Origin of the sequence: Actinomyces sp. oral taxon 448 str. F0400 (assembly GCF_000220835.1) — a bacterium.
Classification (GTDB): Bacteria; Actinomycetota; Actinomycetes; order Actinomycetales; family Actinomycetaceae; genus Actinomyces.
Genome location: NZ_GL985606.1, coordinates 531,646 through 553,070, shown reverse-complemented (window position 1 = coordinate 553,070; position 21,425 = coordinate 531,646). Strand labels below are relative to the sequence as shown.

The following is a 21,425-nucleotide window of genomic DNA, read 5'->3' as shown; positions in this document are numbered from 1 at the left end:
GCTCGGCCGAGACGGCGGGTCACCACGACTCGGCCGCAGCGCCGAGGCGCTTATCATCGGACCCGGTGCGAGGCGGGTCCGCCCGTTACCGCCTGCGGAGGCGCTCCAGTATGGCGGGCATCTCCGCATCGGAGACCGCATCCGTCGGGAGCCCGGTGAGCTCCTCGACCTCGCGGACGAACAGAGCGAGATCGAACAGATCGGTCTCGGCCGACGGCGTGACCACCAGGTCGATATCGGAATCGAATCCGTCCTCGCCGCGTACCTCCGACCCGAAAACTCTGAGATCGCCCAGGCCGTGCGTCCGAGCCCGCTCACGGATCTCGTCGGCGTGTGCGGTGAGTGGGACCGAGGGACGGTAATCAGCGGCGCGGATGAGCGCAGGAGCGTCGTCGGAGCGGAAACGACTCATGGGAACAGCACATAGCACAGGCGCTATCGGACGCATCCAGCCCCGTCGTCATTCCTCCTCGCGCAGCCGCCCACCCCTCAGTCGACGGGGATGACCTCGACGAAGCGGCGATCCTCGTGCGCCAGAGCCGGAGGGATCCGCGCGTCCAGCGTCGCCAGCAGAGCCCCGGAACGCGCCGCGAGGTCCACAAGATGGAAGTCCGTGATCTGACGGCGTCCGACGAGCCCGCTGACATCGATGGCAGGAGCGGTCAATGACGCCGAGTCCTCGATGAGCTCGTGCCCGCTGACCGAGCAGAACGTCCTCAAGGCATCGAAGACCTCCGAGACGCCGAGCTCGAACCCCGTGACATGCGAGTTGAGCAGGAGCCGGCAGTACGCGGACTCGGTGATCGGACACGTGGCCCATGCGCCGACATCCTCGAACCAGCTGGTGGCGACCCTGTGATGAGCGTGATTGGCCAGAGAGAGCGCAAGCATCACGTTGACGTCGAGCAGGCGCAGCACTCGCTCACTCGTCGCCATCGCGGTGCCTCTCGACGAGGTCCAGGGTCACCGTATGAGGCGGGCCCCCTTGAGGAGGCGTGAAAACGGGGACCCCGCGAGAGCCGGCGTCCGGTCCGCCACCGCGAATCCCGCGCAGCGCGTAGTCCGACACGGCCCGGCCGAGGGAGAGGCCCTCGCGCCGCGCCTTCTCCCTCGCGACGGCGAGAACACTGTCATCGATATCCAGCGTTGTCCGCATGAGAACACAGTAGCATCACCGCATCTCCGCATCACCGCTCTCATGGCGCGCCGCGCACGGCGTTGACGGCATTAACGGCATTGACGGCGACGTCGCGGCGGTGGCCGGGGTCTCCGGCTCGGGCAAGTCCTCTCGAGCTCAACGCCACCTACCGCAACGCCGTCGCCGCCGTCGAGGAGGCCATGAACGGGGCGAACAGCGAGAAGAGCCTCGAGCGCCTGAACAGATTCATGACCGTACGCACCTGGCACGACAAGCCCCCGGAATCGCGGACCCGAGAGAGCCGCCGGCCGTCCGGGGCGATGCCCGCGATCTTCCGGGCGTCCGGTGGCCGACGCCCGGACCGCCGGCCGCTCGGGGCGATGCCGTCGCTTTCTCCGCGTCCCGACTATCGCCGTCACTCGTTCCCGCGCGGCTTCCCGGAATCCTTGCGCGGCCGCCCTCGCCCGCGCATGGGCGCCGCCTCGACCCCGCGCCCGGCGTCGGCGAGCGCCCGGCGCAGGATGATCTCGATCTGGGCGTTGACCGAGCGCAGGTCGTCCGCCGCCCACTTGGCCACGGCCGCGTGGACGGCGGGGTCCAGCCGGAGCAGGACTTGCCGGCGCTGCCCTCGGGCCACGGCTCAGGCGTAGAGCGAGCCGGTGTTGACCACGGGCTGGGTGCGCTGGTCGGAGCACAGGACCACCAGGAGGTTAGAGACCATCTGTGCGCGGCGCTCATCGTCCATGGCGACGATGTCGTCGTTCTCCAGGCGTCTGAGAGCCTGGTCGACCATGGTGACGGCGCCCTCGACGATCTGCTCGCGGGCGGCGATGACGGCGCCGGCCTGCTGGCGCTGGAGCATGGCCTGGGCGATCTCGGGAGCGTAGGCGAGCGAGGAGATGCGCACCTCGACGATCTCCAGGCCGGCCAGCGCGACCCGGGCGGCGACCTCGGCGGCCAGCTCGGCGGAGACGACGTCGGTGCCCCCGCGCAGGGAGGTTTCGCCCGGACCGGGCTCGTCGTAGGGGTGGACGGTGGCGACGTGGCGCAGCGCGGACTCGGCCTGGGCCCTGATGAACTCCTCGTAGGCCTCGACGGCGAAGACGGCGCGGGCCGTGTCGGCCACCTGCCACACGACGATGGCGGCGATGGTGACGGGGTTGCCGTCCAGGTCGTTGACCTTGAGCTCGTTGGTCTCGAAGTTGTGAACTTTGACGGAGACCTTCTTGCCGTTGGTCAGCGGCGGGACGAGCGCGAGCCCCGGGCGGCGCACGGTGCCGATGTACCGGCCCAGGAACTGGCGGACGCTGGTCTGACCGGGGACGACGATGACCAGGCAGCTCGTGAGCACGAGAACGACCACGAACGTGACGCTTCCGGCGACGATCAGCGGCACGCCTCGATTCTGCTCGCCCCCGCCGGCGATGACACAGCCTCTGACGACCAGGAGGATCGAGCCGGCCAGACCCACCAGCAGGAGAACGAGGCCGAGGAAGGCCGCGCCCGATCCCGCGGCGCGCGCGGGCCTCTCGGTGATGTCGACGCGAGCGGTGGACGGCTCGGGCGCGTTGGCGTGCGCAGCGGTAGCAGTAGTGGTGTTCGGTGTGTCGGGCACGGGGCCTCCTCGGTAGCGCCGGCGCCGGGCGGCATGCGCGCCCGGGAGGACCGGATCTATCAATATGATATCTATTTTTTGGGCGCGCACAAGCCCGAGGTCGACTCGGTGCGGCAGCGCTCCTTCGGCGGCCGGCTCCTCCCGCGCCCGCCCGGCCGTCGGCGGCCCGCCGTAGTCTGGAGTCATGAGCCCGCAGGACGCCTCCCTCTTCGACGCCGCGGCGGAGGACGGGGCCGCCGTCGTCGGGGATCCGACGCGGCCGCTCGCGGATCGCCTGCGCCCGCGCACGCTGGCCGACGTTGTCGGCCAAGACCACCTGCTGGCTCCGAATGCGCCGCTGGGCCGCATGATCGAGGCGGGCCGCCTGTCCTCGATCATCCTGTGGGGTCCGCCCGGCTGCGGGAAGACGACCATCGCCCGGCTGCTCGCCGAGCGCACCGGCCTGGTCTTCGAGCAGGTCTCGGCGACCTTCTCGGGCGTGGCGGACCTGCGCAAGGTCTTCACCGCCGCCGCCCGTCGCCGCGGGATCGGACAGGGCACGCTGCTGTTCGTCGACGAGATCCACCGGTTCAACCGCGCCCAGCAGGACTCCTTCCTGCCCTACGTCGAGGACGGGACGGTCGTCCTGGTCGGCGCCACCACGGAGAACCCGAGCTTCGAGCTGAACGGCGCCCTGCTGTCGCGCTGCCAGGTCCTGGTTTTGCACCGCCTGGGCGAGGCCGCCCTGACCGAGCTCCTCACCCGCGCCGAGGCGGCCATCGGCCGGCGTCCGCCCCTGACGGGCGAGGCCCGCGCCGCCCTGCTCGCCATGGCCGACGGCGACGGCCGCTATCTGCTGGGCATGGTCGAGCAGATCCTGGGTTGGGAGCGCCTCCAGGGGAGCGGGGGCGACGCCGAGGACCTGACCGCCGAGGACCTGACTGCCGTCGTCACCTCACGGGCGCCCCTGTACGACAAATCGGGCGAGGAGCATTACAACCTCATCTCCGCCCTCCACAAGTCGATGCGCGGATGCGATCCGGACGCGGCCCTGTACTGGCTGGCGCGGATGCTCGACGGCGGGGAGGATCCCCTCTACATCGTGCGCCGCCTGACCCGTTTCGCCAGCGAGGACGTGGGGATGGCCGACCCGGAGGCGCTGCGGACGACGCTGGCCGCCTGGGACGCCTACGAGCGCCTCGGCTCGCCCGAGGGCGAGCTCGCTATCGCCCAGGCCGTGGTCCACCTGGCCACCGCGCCCAAGTCGGTCGCGGTCTACCGGGGGCTGACTCGGGCGCGGAAGGCCGCCCGCGGAACCGGATCGCTCGCTCCGCCGGCGCACATCCTCAACGCGCCCACGGGTTTGATGAAAAAGCTCGGCTACGGCGAGGGCTACCAGTACGACCCCGATGCGCCCGACGGCTTCTCCGGAGCCGACTACTTCCCCGATGACTACGCTCCGCCGGGCGGGCGCGAACCTTTCTACGAACCCACGGACAACGGTTACGAGCGGGGCATCCGCGAGCGCCTGGCCCGCTGGGAGGAGCTGCGTCGGATCAGGCGGGACCCACGCGCACAAGAAGAGCACTGACGCGCCCGGAGGGAACCCTCGAGAACAAGTCGGTCACGAGTAGCCTGGGTCGGTACCGGTCGTGGGACGATTCGATGTCCCTCGCCCGTCCAGTTCGAGAAGGGCCTCTATGAGCGTACTGTCCCGCATTCAGTGGCACGATAAGCCGGTCGGCGGCATCGCGCACTACCTGTCGGGCGCACGAGCACGCTTCACCATCTGGGCGACCAGTGGGGAGCAAAGCACTCTCCCCGATGGTGAAAGCCCCGTCATGATGGCCGACCGGGAAAGAACAGTGAGCCTGCGCTCGGTTGCGGACAGGGGCCGATCCCTGGAGGGGGTGGAGGGAGTCGTCTGGGACAAGACGGCCGATGGCTGGAACTCCACCACCCGGTGGACGGTCGTCGTCAGGGTCGTCGGCGACGATGAACGGGTCGATGTCATGGTCGAGGATCGGATGGAGACGTCCGACCCGGCGAGGCGGGTCGGTATCGCGCGTCCTCGCGTCGTCGATGATCTTCTCGGGTTCCCGGGAAGGCCGAGGCTGGGATCGTTGCCGCTTCTGTCCGCCCCGCAGGCGATTCCGGCCAATGGCGTGCCGATTCTGATCAACGACGTCCTAAGGCTTCCCGGACGCCTCCTGCCGGCGGTCGTGTGCACTCAGCCGTACGGGGACGACGGCGGGAGGTGGCTCGCCCGGGCGGATGTGATCGCCGAGCGCGTCAGAGGGTTCGCCAACGTCTTCACCCTGGACCGCGAAGCGTCCTGGGCGCTGCGCGATCGCGTGGGGAATCTAGGGGTGTGGAACGGCTGCGTGCGCGTCTACTCCTCGGCTCCTCTCGACCGCGAGTCCGACGGTTGGAGGCACAAGTCCTTCCCTCTCAGCCGCCTTCGGCCCTCGTGGACCGCCGGTATCGACCGGGTCGTCGAGACCGCCGCGGCGCTGTCCGCCCGGTTGCCGACACCGCCGCCCCTCGCAATTTTCTCTCCGTCGAGGGGCGCTGAGGCGGTGGCGCTCGACAGGACCGCGGCTCTGGAGGCGGACCTGGCGGAGTTCGTGGCCGAGAACGACACGCTTCGCGAGGAGCTCGAAGAACGCGACAATGAGGTGAATAGGCTCCGCGGGCACCTCGTGCGTCTGCGCGAGGAGTTGGAAAAAGCCGGCGAATCGCACGTGTACTGGGGGGCGAAGGACGACCCCGGAACTGACGCACCCGATACGGTGCAGGACATCGAGGAGGCTATTCTGGCGGCGCAATCCTACCTGAGCGAGGATCTGTGCCTACCGGAGAAGGCCGAGCACGACCTCGCGTGCTTGGTGGCGAGCCCCCGGGCCGCGGCCTGGGGCAATACCGCGTGGCGCGGGCTTCGGGCCCTGGCCGCATATGCCAGGTACCGCAGGGAGACGAAGTTTCCCGGAGGATTCTGGGAGTGGTGCGCGGAGGGATTTCCCGAAGGCTGGCCCGCCACTGAGAAGAAGCTGTCGATGACGGAGAGCGAGACCGTCAGGCAGAGCCCGAAGTTCAACAGCTGCAGGCTGCTGCCCGTCTCGACCGACGTCGACCCCAGCGGCAGGACGTACATGTACAGTCATCTCAAGATCGCTGAGGGCGGCAGCAACATCTCGCCCCGAATTTACTTCCACGATGACACCCGTGGAAAAACAGGAAAGATCCATGTGGGCTTCGTCGGCCCTCATTATCTCATGCCCAACACCCAGTCCTGAGGCGCGCCGGGAGCCGAGCGGCGGGGTCCCGCCGCCCTGTCACGTGCTCGCCCGCGGTCCTCGTCCCGGCGGACCGGGCCGGGCGCGGGATCAACCCACCGATGCGGCTACGGTTTCAGCTCGGCAGGTCCGGGTCGTCCACGCCGAGGATGGCCTCGCGCAGTACCCGGGCGTGAGTGCGGTTCCTGTCGTGCCCGGCGATCAGCAGGCTCACCCGTCCGTCCAGCGCCTGGGCGCGCAGCTCGTCGACCGCCGCCACGGCCCGCGGCTCCTCGGCCAGTTCGGCGCGGTAGGCGGGGACGAACTGCTCCCACGTCAGATCCCCGGAGTGGAAGGCCCGCCGCAAGTCCGTCGACGGCGTGGCGTCCTTAGCCCATTCGTCGAGCTCGGCTCGCGCCTTACTCACCCCGCGCGGCCACAGACGGTCGACCAGGACCCGACGGCCGTCATCGGGTGAGGGCTCGTCCCGCACCCCCTTGATGACGACGTTCTCGGGCTCGGGCAGGGCGGCAGTGCGATCAGGAGTCATGTCTCCACCATAAGAGGGACGCGCACGTCGCGGCATCCCCTCCGCCGCGAACCGCCGGTACCCCGGCGCTCGGGGACGCCCTCGGCGCCCGACGGCGGGAGGCCGACCCGGTCGCCGCGCCGTCCGCCGGCGCCTCCATCGGAGCCCGCCGGCGGTGACGGCGCGGCCGGCGACCCGATTCGCTGGGCGACCCGCGCCTTCCGGCCCTGGCGGGATGCGGCCCGACGTGCAAGGCTGATCCCGTCATCAGGAAGGTGGTGCCCCGTGACTGTCATTCCTCGTTCCGGCGCCGACGACCCGGCCCGCGCAGGACGCTCCGCGTCCGCGACCCGGCCGGTCGGTCCGCGCCGCCACCACGACGCCCCAGTGCGGCGGGATGTGCCGGGGGTCGGCCAGTCCCGCGCCTACTGGGTCGACGAGACGACCCTGGCCTGGCCGGCCGATCTGCTCCCCCACGGCGTGACCCGCTCGATGTGCGTGGGCCCCGACGTCGGGCGTCCCCTGAGCGCCCCGCCCGTCTCCTTCTCCCTGGTGGCCTCCCCCGACGGTCGGGCTCGCATCGAGGAGGGACTGCTGCGTCACGGCACTCACGACTCGGAGGTCCCCCTGACCCTGCTCGGCGGCCTCGATTCCGACCTCGTCGCCGCCCACCCCCAGCTGGAGGGCTACCTGGCGCTGACCACGGCCGACGACTTCGGCGAGCCCCGTCTGGGTCTTGAGGACGTCGAGGGGTTCCTGACCGGTCAGCTCGCCGTCCTCCAGCGCACCGCTACGGCCACCGGCGGTTGGCTGACCGCTTTCACCGGCGTGCAGACCTGGCCGTTGATCGACCGGTTGTGGGGGCGGGCCGCCTCGGCCAGGGACGGCTCGGCGCCCCTGGGCGTGCATTTCGCGGACGCGAGCCCGGCGGCCCGGACGGACGCGGGCCCCGGCCGGGGCGCTCCGGCCTTCGCCCTGTGGGCGCCCACGGCCCTGGCCGTCACACTCCTGGTCTGGGAGACCGGGGACCCGACGGGGTCGGCGCCCCTGGTCGACGGTCCGCCGGCGCGAGTGCAGGCCCGCCGGCTCGACGACGGACGCTGGGTGGTGAGCCCGGGGCGGATCGGCGCCGGCGCGCAGTACCTGTGGGAGGTCGAGGTCTACATCCCCTCGACCCGCCGAATCGAGGTCAACCGGGTCACCGACCCCTACAGCACGGCGCTCACGGTGGACTCGCACCGCTCGGTCGCTGTCGACCTCGACCAGCGCGCCCTCAAACCGGCCGCCTGGTGCGAGAATCTGGCCTCCGCCGTCGCCTGCGACGCCGCCCGCGCCATTTACGAACTCCACGTGCGGGACTTCTCCGCCGCCGATGCCTCCGTGCCGCCCGACCTGCGCGGAACGTACGCGGCCTTCACCGTCGACTCGGCCGGAACCCGGCACCTGCGCGCGCTGGCGAGCGCGGGCATCGACACCCTGCACCTGCTGCCGATCTTCGACATCGCCTCCATCCCCGAGGACCGGGCGGACCAGCAGGTGCCCGTGATCCCGCCCGACGCCTCGGCGGCCTCGCGCCGGCCCCAGGCCGCGATCGCCGCCGTCGCCGACCGGGATGCCTACAACTGGGGGTACGACCCGTATCACTGGATGGCTCCGGAGGGCTCCTACGCCCGCCAGGGCCACCAGAACGGCGGAGCGCGCACCCGCGAGGCGCGGGCCATGGTGGGGGCGCTGCACGGCATGGGTCTCCAGGTCGTCCTCGACCAGGTCTACAACCACACCGCAGCGGCGGGTCAGGAGGCCCGCTCCGTCCTGGACCGGATCGTGCCCGGCTACTACCACCGTCTGGACGCCGCGGGCGACGTCGAAATGAGCACCTGCTGCAACAACATCGCCACCGAGCGCGCCATGGCCGAGCGCCTCATGATCGACTCCTGCGTGGCGTGGGTGCGCGACTACCGGGTCGACGGCTTCCGCTTCGACCTCATGGGTTACCACAGCGTAGGGACCATGGCGCGCCTGCGCGAGGCGCTGGCCGAGATCGCCGAGGACGCTGTCGGCCACCCGATCTACCTCTACGGCGAGGGCTGGAACATGGGGGAGGTCGCCGACAACGCCCTCTTCCGGCAGGCCCGTCAGGGCCAGCTCGGGGAGCTGGGCATCGGCACATTCAACGACCGCGTGCGCGATGCCGTCCACGGCGGCTCCTTCGAGCAGGCCGACCCGCGGGCGAATCAGGGCCTGGGCAACGGCGAGCTGACCGCCCCCAACGCCCTGGAGAACCGCGATGAGGAGCAGGTGCGCCACGACCTGGCCTGGCGAAGCGACCTGCTGCGGCTGTCCCTGGCCGGCAACCTGCGCGACTACGGGCTCGCAACCTCCGACGGGCGGTGGCGCCGCGGCGAGGAGATCACCTACGGCGACTCCCCGGCCGCCTACGGCGACCAGCCCATCGATTCGATCGCCTACGTGGCCGCCCACGATGACGAGACCCTCTTCGACCGCCTCACCTACAAGCTGCCGCTGGGCACCGCGATGGCCGACCGGGTGCGCATGAACACCCTGTGCCTGGCGGCCATCACCCTGGGGCAGTCGCCGTGCTTCTGGGCGGCGGGCTCCGAACTGCTGCGCAGCAAGTCGTTGGACGCCGACTCCTACAACTCCGGCGACTACTTCAACGCCATCGACTGGACCGGTCGGGACAACGGGTGGGGTCGGGGGCTGCCCCCGGCGAATCGCAACTTCGAAACCTGGATCATTCAGGCCGAGATCCTCATCCGCGACGACCTGCGCCCGACCACCCACGACATCGCCTCCGCACGCGCCCAGGCTCTCGATCTGCTGCGGCTGCGGCGCTCCACCCCGCTGTTCTCCCTGGGATCGGCCGAGCTGATCCGCGAGCGCGTGAGCTTCCCGACGGCCGGTCCGCAGGCGCAGCCGGGCGTCATCGTCATGGTGATCGACGACGGCGCCGGGGAGGCGGACGTGGACCCGGCGCTGGACGGGGTCGTGGTGGTGTTCAACATGACGCCCCGCGAAGTCAGCCAGCGGGTCGACGCCCTCGTGGGTCGTTTCCTCGAGCTCTGCGACGTTCAGGCGGAGGGCGCCGACCCGGTGGTGCGCGACACGCGCTTCGACTCGGCCACCGGCACGGTGACGGTGCCCGCGCGCACGGTCGCCGTCCTCGTCGAGGCCTGAGCGGGAGGCCGTCTCAGACGCCAGCGGAGGGCGCCACAGTCTCGGCGCCCTCCGCCTCGCCGGCCCCCTCCCGGGCGGTCGAGGGCTCACCGGCGGTCGTCGCCTCCTCGACCCGTCCGCCGTCACGTCGGTTCTCGGCGCGCGACCGCCCGCGCCAGGCCCCGACGGCGACGAGCAGCAGGCCGGCGAGGATCCAGCCGAGCAGCACCCACGGCGCCAGGCCCATGCCGCGCCCGTCGAAGTAGGCGGCCGAGCGCAGCCAGGTGCCGGCCGCCCCCACGGGGAGCATCTGCCCGAGTGCGCCCCAGCCGCGGGGGAGCCACTGCGGCCCCGTCGCCAGCCCCGACAGGGGGTTGGACACGAACATCATGACGACCGCGCCCAATGCGAAACCCGCATACCCGGCCACGGCGTGCAGTCCGATGAGGGTCAGGCAGATGGCGGCGATGCCGGCGGTCAGGCCGGCCCAGGTGAGCCAGAAGCCGCCATCGACCGCGCCGAACCAGGGCTGCAGCACGACAGTGGCGATGAGGGCTCCGGCGGCGGCGATGGACACCGCCGCGATCACCCGCTTCCAGGGGGCGGCCGTCAGGACGATGGCCAGCAGAACCGCCGAAGCCATGCCGCCGAAGACGAGCGGCAGGCCGATGGAGGTCAGACCGGCACCGGTCGGGTCGCCGCTCGCCAGGGGGGCGACGTCGACGACTTCGACCGAGTCGGCCGCGGCGGCCCGGGCTTGGGCCTGGGCCACCTGCATCTGAGTCTCGTCGGCGCCCTGTGCCTGAGCGGCGGTCGCCGCGGCGGCGCCGGCCTGCTGCTGGGCCTGAGCCTGCAGACCGGTGGCGAGGTTCTTGAGCAGCGCCGCGTAGGGCGACCCGGCGCCCGAGGCGGTGACGACCTCGATGCCGTCGGCGCTCGCGGCGATTCCGCCGATGGCGTCGCGATCCTGGACGGCGCGGGTGACGGCGTCGGCGTCGTCGACGACCGTGACGTCGAAGGAGCCGGGTGCCGCGGCCTCGAGGCCCGCAGTCAGCTGCTCGCGCTGCTCGGCCGGGGCTGCGACGGCCAGCGGCAGGTCCTCGGCCCCGGAATTGATCGCGGGAGCGAGGAAGGCCAGGAGCATGAGGAGGATAACGACCGGCACGCCGGCGGTGACGGCCAGAAGCATCCTCGTACTGCCGCGGCGGCCGGATGATGCAGAGGACATGAGAACCCCTCTCTCGTAAGTGGAACTTACCGTTCCGGAAACAAACGGATCATATCCCTCCGCATATAGTGGTGCAAGGCCGCCGCCCCACGACCGTCGGGACCGGCGAGAGCGAGAGAACAGGAGAACCGCCGTGCGCGCCGACGCCGTCGCGAACCGTGAGGCGATCATCACCGCCGTCATCAAGCTGTGGGCCGACGCCGGCACCGGCGTCCCTCTGCGCGCCATCGCCTCCGAGGCGGGGGTCGGCATCGGCACCCTGTACCGGCACTTCCCCGGCAAGGAGGATCTGGCTCGCGGAGTCACCGACGCCGTCGTCGCCTCCATCGACCGGATCGCGGAGCGCTACGACGACAACCGCCGAGAGGATCCCGCCAGCGCCTGGCGCGACTTCGTCGCCGAGCTGGTCTCGCTGCACCTGGGCCGACTGATCCCGCAGCTCGTTGCGGACCCCGATCTCGCCGCGAACGCCGCGTGGGCGGAGCGCGCCCGCCGGCGCGGTCTGGCCCGACTCGACGCCGTGCTCACTCATGCGAAGGCGGACGGGCAGGTGCGCGACGACGTCGGCGCCGCCCACCTCCAGATCGCCGTCGCTCAGATCTCGTGCCCGCTGACCGACTACGCGGACCGGCTGGTTCCCGGCTGGGACCGCTGGCTCGTCGAGGTTCTCCTGCGCGGCCTGCGCCCATGAGGCCGGGGCCCGGAATCATGCGGCCGACGCCCCGCGCCGTCACCGCGGCGGGCGGACCCGATGCGGTCGCTCAACGAGCGCGGGAGGGGTCCGCCCCTCGACCGCAGTTGACAGCGCCGCCGCATCGCACGCTACGCTGACTGCATGATTGCCGCGACGCTCGTGACCCGTGCCCTGCCGGTGCGCGCCCTGGTCATGCGTCGAATGCACATGCGCTGACAGCGCCAGCCGTCGCTGTTGCCCGAATAACGGTCAGAGTCCGAGCCCTCGTGCGCCTGCGCGCCGTCGGTTCGTCGCACTCCGCGGAACCGCTCCCGGCGGCCCGTGTTCATCCTTCTCCGCTCGTCGCACGCGCCCGCCGCCCGACGGCGCCGCCGCGCGTGCTCGTCTCAAGGAACCGATCAGCCATGTCCACGCTCCCCCTCGTCCTCGACTCCGCCCTCTCCTCGCGCCCGGACGCCGCCCTCGGCATCAGTGCCGCGTCGGACGCCGGCGCCGGTGCGACCCCCTCCCCCTTCGACGTCGTCCACGACCGCACCGGCACCGGCTCCCTGAAATGGGATTTCGCCGCCGAGCGCGGCCGCCCCGCCTCGGCACTGCCCCTGTGGGTGGCGGATATGGATCATATTGCCGCGCCCTGCGTGACCTCCGCCCTGCTGTGGCGGGTGCGTCACGGCATCTTCGGCTACTCCGAGCCCGACGCCGTCTACAATGCCGCCCTGACCGGCTGGTTCGCCCGCCGCCACGGCTGGCGGATCGACCCCGCCTGGAACGTCGTGACCCCCGGGGTCGTCCCGGCCCTGGCGCTGGCGGTGCGAGCGCTGAGCGCCCCCGGCGATGCCGTCGTCATCGAGGAGCCCGTCTACTACCCCTTCCGGGAGGTTGTCGAGGCCAATGGGAGGACGGTCGCCCCGGTTCCGCTGTCCCGGGACGCCGACGGCGTCTATCGGCGCGACCTGAGCGCTCTGGAGGAGACCCTCGCCCGCACGGGCGCGCGGTTGCTGCTCCTGTGCAACCCGCACAACCCGGTCGGTCGCGTATGGTCCCGCGACGAGCTCGCCGGGTTGGCCGAGGTGACCGGCCGCCACGACGTCGTCGTCGTCGCGGACGAGATCCACGCCGACCTCGCCCTGCCCGGCCACCGCACGACACCCTTCGCCTCGCTGGGCGCGGAGGCGGCTGCTCGGACGATCGCCTGCACCTCCCCGTCGAAAGCCTTCAACCTGGCGGGCCTGCAGGTCGCCAACATTCTCATCCCCGACCCCGGTCTGCGCTCCCGCTTCCGCGTCGAGCTGGACTCGGCCGGCTATTCGCAGCCCAACACGCTGGGTCTGGTCGCCTGCCGGGCCGCCTACGAGGGCGGGGACGCCTGGCTCGACGGGTTGCGCGAGCACATCGCCGCCGCCCGCGAGCACGTCGTCGACCGCCTGGCGGCCATCCCCGGCGTCGAGGCGGCCCCCTGCGAGGGCACGTACCTGCTGTGGCTGGACTGCACCGGTCTGCTCGCGGCCGCGGGTCTGAGACCGGACGAGCTCGACGACTTCGTGCTGGAGGAGGCCGGGCTGTGGCTCGACGACGGCGCGATCTTCGGCGCTGGCGGACGAGGCTTCACCCGTATCAACGTCGCCTGCCCGCGCGCCACGCTGGATGAGGCCCTCGATCGTCTCGAGGCCGCAGTGGCGGCCCTGCTGTCCCGTCAGGAGCACCGGGCCGCGGCCGATCGGCGCCCTCCGGCGGTTCCCGCCGCCTGAGCCGCCGCGATCGGTCGTGCCCGAGCCGAACCAACCCGACCTCCCACCGCCTCACACGCCTTAGAAAGACCTGCACCATGACCACCCCGACGACCGCCTCCTTCACCGTCCCCGCCCAACAGGACTCCCTCGCCCACGGCGAGAGCTCCGGCTGTCGCGCCGTACCGCTCCACCATCACGCCTCCTGGAGCGCCGAGCCGCCGGCCTGGGGCCTGGGCACGATGCTCGCGCACGTGGGCACCGCCACCGATCCGGCGACCGGCGCGATCACCACCCCCATCCACCTGTCAACCGCCTTCGGCCACCCGGGCCTGCGCGAGTCGACCGGCTACGACTACACGCGCACGGCCTCACCCACCCGCGACGTCCTGCAGGACGCCCTGGCGCGTCTGGACGCCGGAACGGCAGCCTTCGCCCTGTCGTCGGGGATGGCGGCGGTCCAACTGGCGGTCGAGACCCTCGCCCCCTACGGCGGTCGGGTGGTGGCGCTGGAGGACCTGTACGGCGGCACCTACCGCTACCTCCAGGTGCTGGCGGAGGAGGGCGCCTACGACGTCGACTTCGTCATCGGCGAGGAGGGCCTGCGCGGGGCGCTGAAGAACCCGGCGTCCCTGGTCATGATCGAGACGCCGACCAACCCGATGATGGCTGAGATCGACATCGAGCGCGTCGCCGGCTGGGCTCACGCCGCAGGCGCCCTGCTGGTGGTGGACAACACCTTCTACACCCCGGTCGTCTGCCGGCCGCTGGAGCGGGGGGCCGACGTCGTCGTCTACTCGGCCACGAAGTACCTGGGCGGGCACAACGACGTCATGGCCGGCGCCGTCGTCGTGGCCGACCCGGAACTGGGCGAACGTCTGATGTACCGGCTCAACACGACCGGCGCAACGCTCGGCCCCTTCGACTGCTTTCTGCTGCTGCGCGGGCTGAAGACCCTGTCTCTGCGCATGAAGCGTCACGAGGCCAACGCGCTCCTGGTGGCGGAGTTCCTGGAGGCGAGCGAGCACGTGAGCCGGGTGCTGTATCCAGGGCGCTCGGGCATGGTCTCCTTCGATCCCGCCGACGACGTCGATATCGCGGTCTTCCTGGAGACGGTGCGAGTGTTCACCTTCGCCGAATCCCTGGGCGGAGTGGAGTCGCTGGTGACGTGTCCGAGCGTGCAGACGCACGCCGACGTGCCGCCCGCCACCAGGGCCGCCTACGGGCTGACGGATCGGCTGCTGCGTCTGAGCGTGGGCATCGAGGACGCCGAGGACCTGGTCGCCGACCTGCGACAGGCCCTCGAGGCGGCCGCAACGAGCGGTAGCGACTGATAGCACGCAGCTCCGACTGATTCCTGCACCTGCGATATGGCGAACAACGGCAGAAATGACTCGCGCATGCCCTCATCATGGTTGCATCCAGGGCTCCTCGCCGTTTTCAATGAAGTGATCGAAACGCGTCCTTTAACGGCAACCGGACGCAAGCGCCACGTGACCCGTACCCGGTCAACGACAGTGCGCCCGAGCGACATGTATGGTAGTCGGCCATGAGCAGCACGTCGCGCCGGGTCCCGTCGGGTCGAATCCGCACTTGCGATCGCGCCGACCAGGATCGGGGAACCGAGGCCTTCATAAGTCTGACGCTCAGTGCTCCAGCTCTTCTCCTCGGCTTCGTCTTACTGATCGAGTATTCTCCTCCTCTCGCCGTCATGCTCTTCTCGATCGGCTTGGGCCTCATGCTGCACGGGGCCGGCCGGCTCGCGCTGCGCCGGCGGACTCGCACATCAGACAATCGTTGGCGCACAGGCAACGGCTGCATATGCTTCGGGCCGTCCTGGGGATTCCTCCTGTGGGAGCAGCTTCCGCCTTCGGCGATCACGGTCGGCGCCATCTCGACCCTATGCATCATCTACGCCTCGCACGACGCCCATTCCGACCGGACCGGCACGCTGATTCTCTCGCTGGTCCTGCTTACGACCACGGTCTTCACCTGGGCGCCCATGCCCTTCAATCCACCGCGAACTCCCGAACTCGTCCTCGACCCCACCGGACTATGGCTGTGGCCCGACGGACGGTACCGCACATACATTCCATGGGACCGGCGGCCGGCCGTCGCAGGGCGAATACGCCGTCATGCGCAACCGTGCGCCGTCATCACCCTCGACGTCGGCGACCCAGTATATGTCCCCATGTCTCCCGTCCCTATGAACTACGTCCAGCTGCAGCGGCTCGTCGAGTTCTACACCAACCACCCCGAATCGCGCGCCGAGCTCACCACCGACCAGGGCCTGATACGCGTGCGAGCCCTCATGCGCGCCCCCGTCTGGGAAATCGAGGAGACCATGCGCCCGGCCCCGGGGCCTCCGGTCCGATTCGCGACGCCGAACCCGCCGCCCCTCCCGGGGCCGCAACCCGCGAGCGCGCCGATCGCGTCCCCAAGCCCCCTCCCCGCCGGACCCGTGCCCGCGCCGGTCCGGGGCCCGGCCGCTTCTCCGACCGACTCCGCGGCCGCCCCGCCCGAGGGCCGGGCAAGGCCCGGAGCTCCGGCCCCGCCCGCGGCGCTCGCCTCGCCCCCGGCTCCGCCCATATCACCCCCCGACCCCCAACGGCTCTGCCCGCCCTCGACTGCGGGAAGGCGGACCGCCGCACGCTCGATACGCCGTTGTACCTCGCACTGCACGCCGTCGTCGTATTCCTGTTCTTCGTCTCCGCCAACGTCGGCCAGGACACGGCGCTCGCGGTCCTCGTCCCGGGAATCTGTCTTCTCCTCCTGCTTCACGCGGCGGCTCTGCGGGCAGCGCAGATCCCATTGAGAAGCGCTCGCCGTCACTGGGTCAGGGACGCCAGGGGCATTTGGCTGCCCGAATCTCGGATCCTCCCTCTCACCAGGCATCTGGGAGCGCTGGCCCTCGCCCTTCTCGCGCTCGTCGGCTACTGGACGGCCGCCATCGACGACAACAGCCGCAGCCGCGAACATGTCCTCATCCCGTCCCTAGCCGTTGCAACGGCCTGCCTCGCCGTCGCCGTCACCACCTGGTGGAGAACCCCGCTGCCGCGTTCGGGTCCGGGGATCGTGCTGAGCCCCGACGGGTTCCGCACCGCACCGGGCACGCGGCGCGAGGCCGCTTTCCTGTGGGAGGACGGCCCCCGCGTCGTCGGCGCCCTCACCACTGGCCCCGCACTCGTCCTCATCCCCGACGCCGGCACCCTCCCCGCCGACATGGGCGCCACGCCTCTGACGTACGTCCAGTTGCAGCGGGTGGTGGCGCTGTACTCCGGCCACCCCGAGGTACGCGCCGAACTCGCCACCGACCAGGGTCTGGCGCGCGTGCACTCACTCATGCGCACCCCCGTCTGGCGGGCCGAGAAGTACCTGGCCCCCATCGTGGACCCGCACGTCGGCTCGGCCCAGCCGCCCGTCGGCTCGTACGGGTTCCCCGCACCGGCCGACGCCGCCGTGGGCGCCATCGCAGACGCCCCGCCCGCATCCGACGCGTCCCGCCGACCCCAGCCGCAGCTGCCGTCCGAGACTCTCGACTGCGCGAGCGCCGACCGGCGACGGCTGGCGGCGCCCCGGCGCGCCGCCCTCCAAATCCTTGGAATCGCGGTCGTTCTCGGTGGTGTTCTCGCCACCGATCTGACGACGGCGCTCACTCCCCTGCTGCTCCTCGTTCTCATCCTCTCCCTGCTGCGGCTGGCCGCGCTCCGGATCCTGCAGATCCCTTCGGAGCGCGCCGACCGACAGTGGAGAGCCGGGGCAGGCCGTATCGAACTGCCGCCGCTATGGGCGGCTCCGCTCATGGCGCGCTTGGGTGCGATGGCCCTGTCCGCGATCGCGTTCTCCTGCTGGGCGATCGCCCTGACCGCTGATGCCTCCGAGGAACAGGCGCGTGCGATGTCGATGGTCGCCGCGCTGGTGTGCGTCCTCGTCGCGGGGAGAGCGTGGCGACGGGCCCGCGGACCGCACGGCGGGCCCGAGATCGTCCTCGATCCCGTCGGCCTTCATCTGGCCCCGGGCACCCGTCGTCGGACCACATTCCGCTGGGAGACCCGCCCTCGTGTCGTCGGCGGCCTGCCGTCGGGCGCGATCCTCATTCATGCGCCCGAGGTCGGCCTGGTCCGCGCACCCATGAACGCCGTCGCCGTCGGCTATGTCCAGCTCCAGCAGGTGGCCGACTTCTACTCCGACCATCGCGAGCTGCGCGCCGAGCTCGCCACAGACCGGGGCCTGGCACGCGTGCGCTCCCTCATGCGCATCCCCATCTGATACGACGCCGGGCGGGGTCGCTGTCCGAATCCCGCACAAACGCGATCCGAAGCACCACGAGCCCTTCGCACAACCGCACGGTTCGGGCGCCCGCCCACTCGACCGACGGTGTCCGGCGGATGTTCGTGCGGGATGCGGACACACTCACGGCCAGGACGCCCACGCCTCACCAGCTCACGGGAACCGGCGCCCCCTCCCGGTAGCCGGAGGCCGACTGGATCCCCACGACCGCCCGCTCGCGGAACTCCGGAATCGATCCGGCGCCCGTGTAGGTGAAAGCCGACCGAACCCCCGCCACGATGGAATCGATCAGGTCCTCCACCCCGGGCCGCGCCGGGTCCAGGTACATGCGGCCGGCGCTGATGCCCTCCTCGAACAGGGCTTTGCGCGCCCGGTCGAAGGCGTCCTCGCCCTCGGTGCGGTGGCTGACGGCGCGTTTGGAGGCCATGCCGAAGCTTTCCTTGTAGGCGCGCCCGTCGGCGTCGTAGCGCAGATCCCCCGGTGACTCGTGGGTACCGGCGAACCACGAGCCGACCATGACGTTGGAGGCGCCGGCGGCCAGGGCCAGAGCGACATCGCGCGGGTGGCGCACCCCGCCGTCGGCCCACACGTGCGCGCCCAGCCGGGCCGCCTCGCGCGCGCATTCGACGACGGCGGAGAACTGGGGGCGGCCCACACCGGTCTGCATGCGAGTGGTGCACATGGCGCCCGGCCCCACGCCGACCTTGATGATGGAGGCCCCGGCCCGAACCAGATCGCCCACACCGGCCGCGGTCACGACATTGCCGGCGCACACCGGGGTGCGCGGCACCGCGTCGCGCACCGCCGCAACCGCCTCCACCATGCGGTCCTGGTGCCCGTGGGCGGTGTCGACGACGATGACATCCACGCCAGCCGCCACCAGCTCGGCGGCCCGTCCCGCCGGCTCCCCGTTCATACCGATCGCGGCCCCGATCCGCAATCGCCCCGCCCCGTCGATGGCGGGACGGTAGATGGTGGCGCGCACCGCACCGGAGCGGGAGAGCAGGCCGACGAGCCCGCCCGAGGCGTCAACGACGGGGGCGAGTCTGCGACGGGCGGCGCGAAGGCGGTTGAAGGCCTCGCGGGGGTCGACGCCCTCGGGCAGGGTGAGCAGCTCGGTGCTCATGACCTCGCGGACCTGGGTGAAGCGGTCGACATCGGTCACGTCGTCGGTGTCCACCAGCCCCATGGGCGCGCCCGTGTCCGGGTCGACGACGACGGCCGCCCCGTGCGAGCGCTTGGGGATCAGGCCCAGGGCGTAACCGCAGGTGTGATGCGGCTTGACGGTGACGGGGGTGTCGTACACCCGATGACAGGCCTTGACCCGCTCAACGGTGTCGATGACGACATCGACGGGGATGTCCTGAGGAATGATGGCGAGTCCCCCGCGGCGGGCGACCGTCTCGGCCATGCGCTTGCCGGCGACCGCCGTCATATTGGCGACGATGAGCGGGATGGTGGTGCCGGTGGCGTCGTCGGTGGCCAGGTCCACGTCCGTGCGACTGCCCACGCCCGAGCGCGAGGGCACCATGAAGACGTCGTCGTATGTCAGATCGAAGGTCGGCATGAGACCGTTGAGGAACTCCACGCGGTGAGCCTAACCCTCAATATCGTGACCGAAACGTTATCTCCTCCTTCAGGAGGAGGCGCATCACCGATCAAGAAGAGATAGTAAACACATGAGGCCCTACGTTCAGTCCCTGAAGAAGAGGAGCGCGGTCGCACTGACCGCCATGTCACTGTCATTGATCCTGGCTGCCGGCCAGCCGCAAAGTCCGGATCTCGTCGAGGGCTCCGAAGCGCCGGCAGCCGCATCCGCCGTACCCGCCGCTTCGGGTGGCCCGCCCGGGGCGGCCGACATCATCGCCGCTCCACCGGCGGCCGCCCGACCAGCCGCAGACGATCAGCAGCCGGCCATCCCGGCCGAGCTGACGTCCTTCTACAACCAGGAGCTCACCTGGGCCAATTGCGACGACGGCTCCATCGCCACCTGCGCCACCCTCACCGTGCCGTTGGACTACAACGCCCCCGACGGCCAGACCATCACACTCGCCCTCAAAAGGGTGCGCGCCGCCGACGGCAACGCGGAGAAGGGCACCTTGTTCACCAACCCCGGCGGCCCGGGCAACTCGGGCGTCGGCTCCGTCGAGGGGACCGCCCGCTCCCTGGCCACGAAGGTGCGCGGCCAGTACGACATCATCGGCTTCGATCCGCGCGGCGTCGGGCAATCCGAGCCGCTGTCCTGCGCGGGCCAGAACGCGGGCAACGGCGACGCCGCCCCCGTTCAGCAGGGCGGCATCAATGACGAGCAGCCCGCCGACGCCGCGGCCGTCCAGGGCGAGGATCCCGATGGCGGGGCCGCCGACGAGGATGATCTCACCCCGTGGGCGGACGCTCAGGCCACGGACGCCGCGACCTTCGAGAGTCGGGGCGCCGCCGTATCGGCCAATTGCGCCCAGAACTCCTCGGTCCCCGAGATTCTCGACCACATGGATACCGCCACCGCGGCCCGCGACATGGATGTCATGCGAGGCGTGATGGGCGACTCGAAGCTGAACTACCTCGGCGTCTCCTACGGCACCTACTTGGGCGCCACCTACCTGGATCTCTTCCCCACTCGGGGAGGCCGCATCATTCTCGATTCGGCTATGGACCCCTCGATCAGCCGGGCCCAGATCCACGCGGACAACATGGAGCACAACGAGAACGCTCTGCGCAGCTATGTGGACTCCTGCCTGGCCAGGACGGCGGGCGACGGCTGCCCCCTGAGCGGCACGAGTGACGAGGCCATGGCCCAACTGCAGACCTTCTTGGAGGGTCTCGACGACAAACCCCTGCCGATGACGGCCAACAACGGGCGCGAAACCACTCTCGGTCACGCGCAGGCGCAGACCTACATCCGGTTCATCTCCAACCGGCGCCAGGAGTACTGGTCCTATCTGACCAGCGCTCTGGCCCAGGCCATGAACGACGGCAACGGCACCATGCTGTATCAGAACTACCAGAAGGTGGCCACCGCCTACGACAACGCCGCCACGAGCCCGCCGGTGGCGAGGACGCAGAACTCGAATTACGCCTTCTACGGAGTGCACTGCACGGATTACCCGGACACGGGGGATGCCGCGTCGTGGAACGCTCAGGCCGACAATCTCAAGAAGTCCTACCCGATCTCCTACGACGCGGCCTCCGCCTACACGGACGCCTTCTGCCACGGGTGGGGTCACACGACGACGACCACTCAACCGCATCGCGTCACCGGGCAGGGCTCGGACACGGTGGTCGTCATCGGCAATACCGCAGACCCGCAGACCCCCTACTCGTGGGCGACCTCTCTGGCCGACCAGCTGGAGAACAGCCGTCTGCTGACCGTCAACGACGCCATCCACGGCGCGGTCAACCGCAACTCCTGCGCCTCCGACGCCGTCAGCACGTTCCTGCTGGACGGAACCCCGCCCGAGGAAGGAGCCACCTGTCAGGCCAACCCCCTCGAACCGGTCAAGGATTGACCGGCTGACGGTTCAGTTCGCCCGATTGTCGGCGGCGCCACCTCGATCCGAGGTGGCGCCGCCGACAATCGCGTCGGGATCAGAATTTCCCGGATCACAGTGAGTATGGAAAACGCCCCGCAACCGACTGTTCAGCCGATATCGGGGCGTTGGTGCGCCAGAAGGGATTCGAACCCCCAACCTTCTGATCCGTAGTCAGATGCTCTATCCGTTGAGCTACTGGCGCATGTCGTTTCCGACATTCAGGAAGGTTACTCGGCGCCACAG

General features: G+C 70.5%; 16 protein-coding genes and 1 tRNA gene. 8 read left to right on the top strand and 9 right to left on the bottom strand.

Going from position 1 to position 21,425, the window contains the following annotated elements:
• Positions 1-85: 85 nt before the first annotated feature.
• The 5 genes from HMPREF9062_RS02400 to HMPREF9062_RS02380 all read right to left on the bottom strand — a co-directional run bounded on the left by HMPREF9062_RS02400 (position 86) and on the right by HMPREF9062_RS02380 (position 2,753).
• Positions 86-412, bottom strand: a complete 327-nt coding sequence (locus HMPREF9062_RS02400; RefSeq protein ID WP_009748417.1) for a nucleotidyltransferase family protein — start codon at positions 410-412, stop codon at positions 86-88.
• A 77-nt stretch (positions 413-489) separates the two neighbouring features.
• Positions 490-936, bottom strand: a complete 447-nt coding sequence (locus HMPREF9062_RS02395) for a TA system VapC family ribonuclease toxin (protein ID WP_009748416.1) — start codon at positions 934-936, stop codon at positions 490-492.
• Positions 923-1,156, bottom strand: coding sequence for a DUF2191 domain-containing protein (locus tag HMPREF9062_RS02390; RefSeq protein WP_009748415.1), 234 nt, complete (start codon positions 1,154-1,156; stop codon positions 923-925). Before HMPREF9062_RS02390 ends, HMPREF9062_RS02395 begins: the two co-directional genes overlap by 14 nt.
• A 397-nt stretch (positions 1,157-1,553) precedes the next feature.
• Positions 1,554-1,775: a hypothetical protein gene (locus HMPREF9062_RS02385; RefSeq protein ID WP_009748414.1), complete on the bottom strand. Its 222-nt coding sequence runs from the start codon at positions 1,773-1,775 to the stop codon at positions 1,554-1,556.
• A 3-nt stretch (positions 1,776-1,778) separates the two neighbouring features.
• The gene (locus tag HMPREF9062_RS02380; protein WP_034253569.1) at positions 1,779-2,753 is read right to left on the bottom strand and encodes an SPFH domain-containing protein; all 975 of its coding nucleotides are present in this window, start codon (positions 2,751-2,753) and stop codon (positions 1,779-1,781) included.
• A gap of 184 nt (positions 2,754-2,937) precedes the next feature.
• On the opposite strand from HMPREF9062_RS02380, the gene HMPREF9062_RS02375 reads away from it, so the two are divergent.
• Both HMPREF9062_RS02375 and HMPREF9062_RS02370 read left to right on the top strand, forming a co-directional pair.
• A complete protein-coding gene (locus tag HMPREF9062_RS02375; RefSeq protein ID WP_009748412.1) occupies positions 2,938-4,323 on the top strand; it encodes a replication-associated recombination protein A in 1,386 nt (461 codons plus the stop codon).
• Between the two features lie 109 nt (positions 4,324-4,432).
• Positions 4,433-6,028 (top strand): hypothetical protein, encoded by a 1,596-nt coding sequence (locus HMPREF9062_RS02370; protein WP_009748411.1) that lies wholly within the window; start codon positions 4,433-4,435, stop codon positions 6,026-6,028.
• A 115-nt stretch (positions 6,029-6,143) separates the two neighbouring features.
• Here HMPREF9062_RS02370 and HMPREF9062_RS02365 read toward each other — a convergent pair whose 3' ends face one another.
• Positions 6,144-6,557: a DUF488 domain-containing protein gene (locus HMPREF9062_RS02365; protein WP_009748410.1), complete on the bottom strand. Its 414-nt coding sequence runs from the start codon at positions 6,555-6,557 to the stop codon at positions 6,144-6,146.
• A 264-nt stretch (positions 6,558-6,821) separates the two neighbouring features.
• On the opposite strand from HMPREF9062_RS02365, the gene pulA reads away from it, so the two are divergent.
• Positions 6,822-9,734: a pullulanase-type alpha-1,6-glucosidase gene (gene pulA, locus HMPREF9062_RS02360; RefSeq protein WP_009748409.1), complete on the top strand. Its 2,913-nt coding sequence runs from the start codon at positions 6,822-6,824 to the stop codon at positions 9,732-9,734.
• 13 nt (positions 9,735-9,747) lie between these two features.
• On the opposite strand, the gene HMPREF9062_RS12050 is transcribed toward pulA, so the two are convergent.
• A complete protein-coding gene (locus tag HMPREF9062_RS12050; RefSeq protein ID WP_009748408.1) occupies positions 9,748-10,941 on the bottom strand; it encodes a hypothetical protein in 1,194 nt (397 codons plus the stop codon).
• Positions 10,942-11,074: 133 nt separating this feature from the next.
• Between HMPREF9062_RS12050 and HMPREF9062_RS02350 the strand changes: the two genes are divergently transcribed.
• From HMPREF9062_RS02350 to HMPREF9062_RS12045, 4 genes are all read left to right on the top strand, one after another.
• Positions 11,075-11,632, top strand: coding sequence for a TetR/AcrR family transcriptional regulator (locus HMPREF9062_RS02350; protein ID WP_009748407.1), 558 nt, complete (start codon positions 11,075-11,077; stop codon positions 11,630-11,632).
• A gap of 407 nt (positions 11,633-12,039) precedes the next feature.
• Positions 12,040-13,383 (top strand): MalY/PatB family protein, encoded by a 1,344-nt coding sequence (locus HMPREF9062_RS02345; protein ID WP_009748405.1) that lies wholly within the window; start codon positions 12,040-12,042, stop codon positions 13,381-13,383.
• 77 nt (positions 13,384-13,460) lie between these two features.
• Positions 13,461-14,696, top strand: a complete 1,236-nt coding sequence (locus HMPREF9062_RS02340; protein WP_009748404.1) for a PLP-dependent transferase — start codon at positions 13,461-13,463, stop codon at positions 14,694-14,696.
• 1,330 nt (positions 14,697-16,026) lie between these two features.
• A complete protein-coding gene (locus tag HMPREF9062_RS12045; protein ID WP_009748403.1) occupies positions 16,027-17,631 on the top strand; it encodes a hypothetical protein in 1,605 nt (534 codons plus the stop codon).
• Between the two features lie 166 nt (positions 17,632-17,797).
• Here HMPREF9062_RS12045 and HMPREF9062_RS02325 read toward each other — a convergent pair whose 3' ends face one another.
• A complete protein-coding gene (locus tag HMPREF9062_RS02325; RefSeq protein WP_009748402.1) occupies positions 17,798-19,240 on the bottom strand; it encodes a GuaB1 family IMP dehydrogenase-related protein in 1,443 nt (480 codons plus the stop codon).
• Between the two features lie 91 nt (positions 19,241-19,331).
• On the opposite strand from HMPREF9062_RS02325, the gene HMPREF9062_RS02320 reads away from it, so the two are divergent.
• Complete coding sequence (locus HMPREF9062_RS02320; protein ID WP_009748401.1) at positions 19,332-21,158, top strand: alpha/beta hydrolase; 1,827 nt, start codon at positions 19,332-19,334, stop codon at positions 21,156-21,158.
• Positions 21,159-21,308: 150 nt separating this feature from the next.
• Here the strand turns inward: HMPREF9062_RS02320 and HMPREF9062_RS02315 are convergent.
• A tRNA-Arg gene (locus tag HMPREF9062_RS02315) sits at positions 21,309-21,384 on the bottom strand.
• Positions 21,385-21,425: the final 41 nt, after the last annotated feature.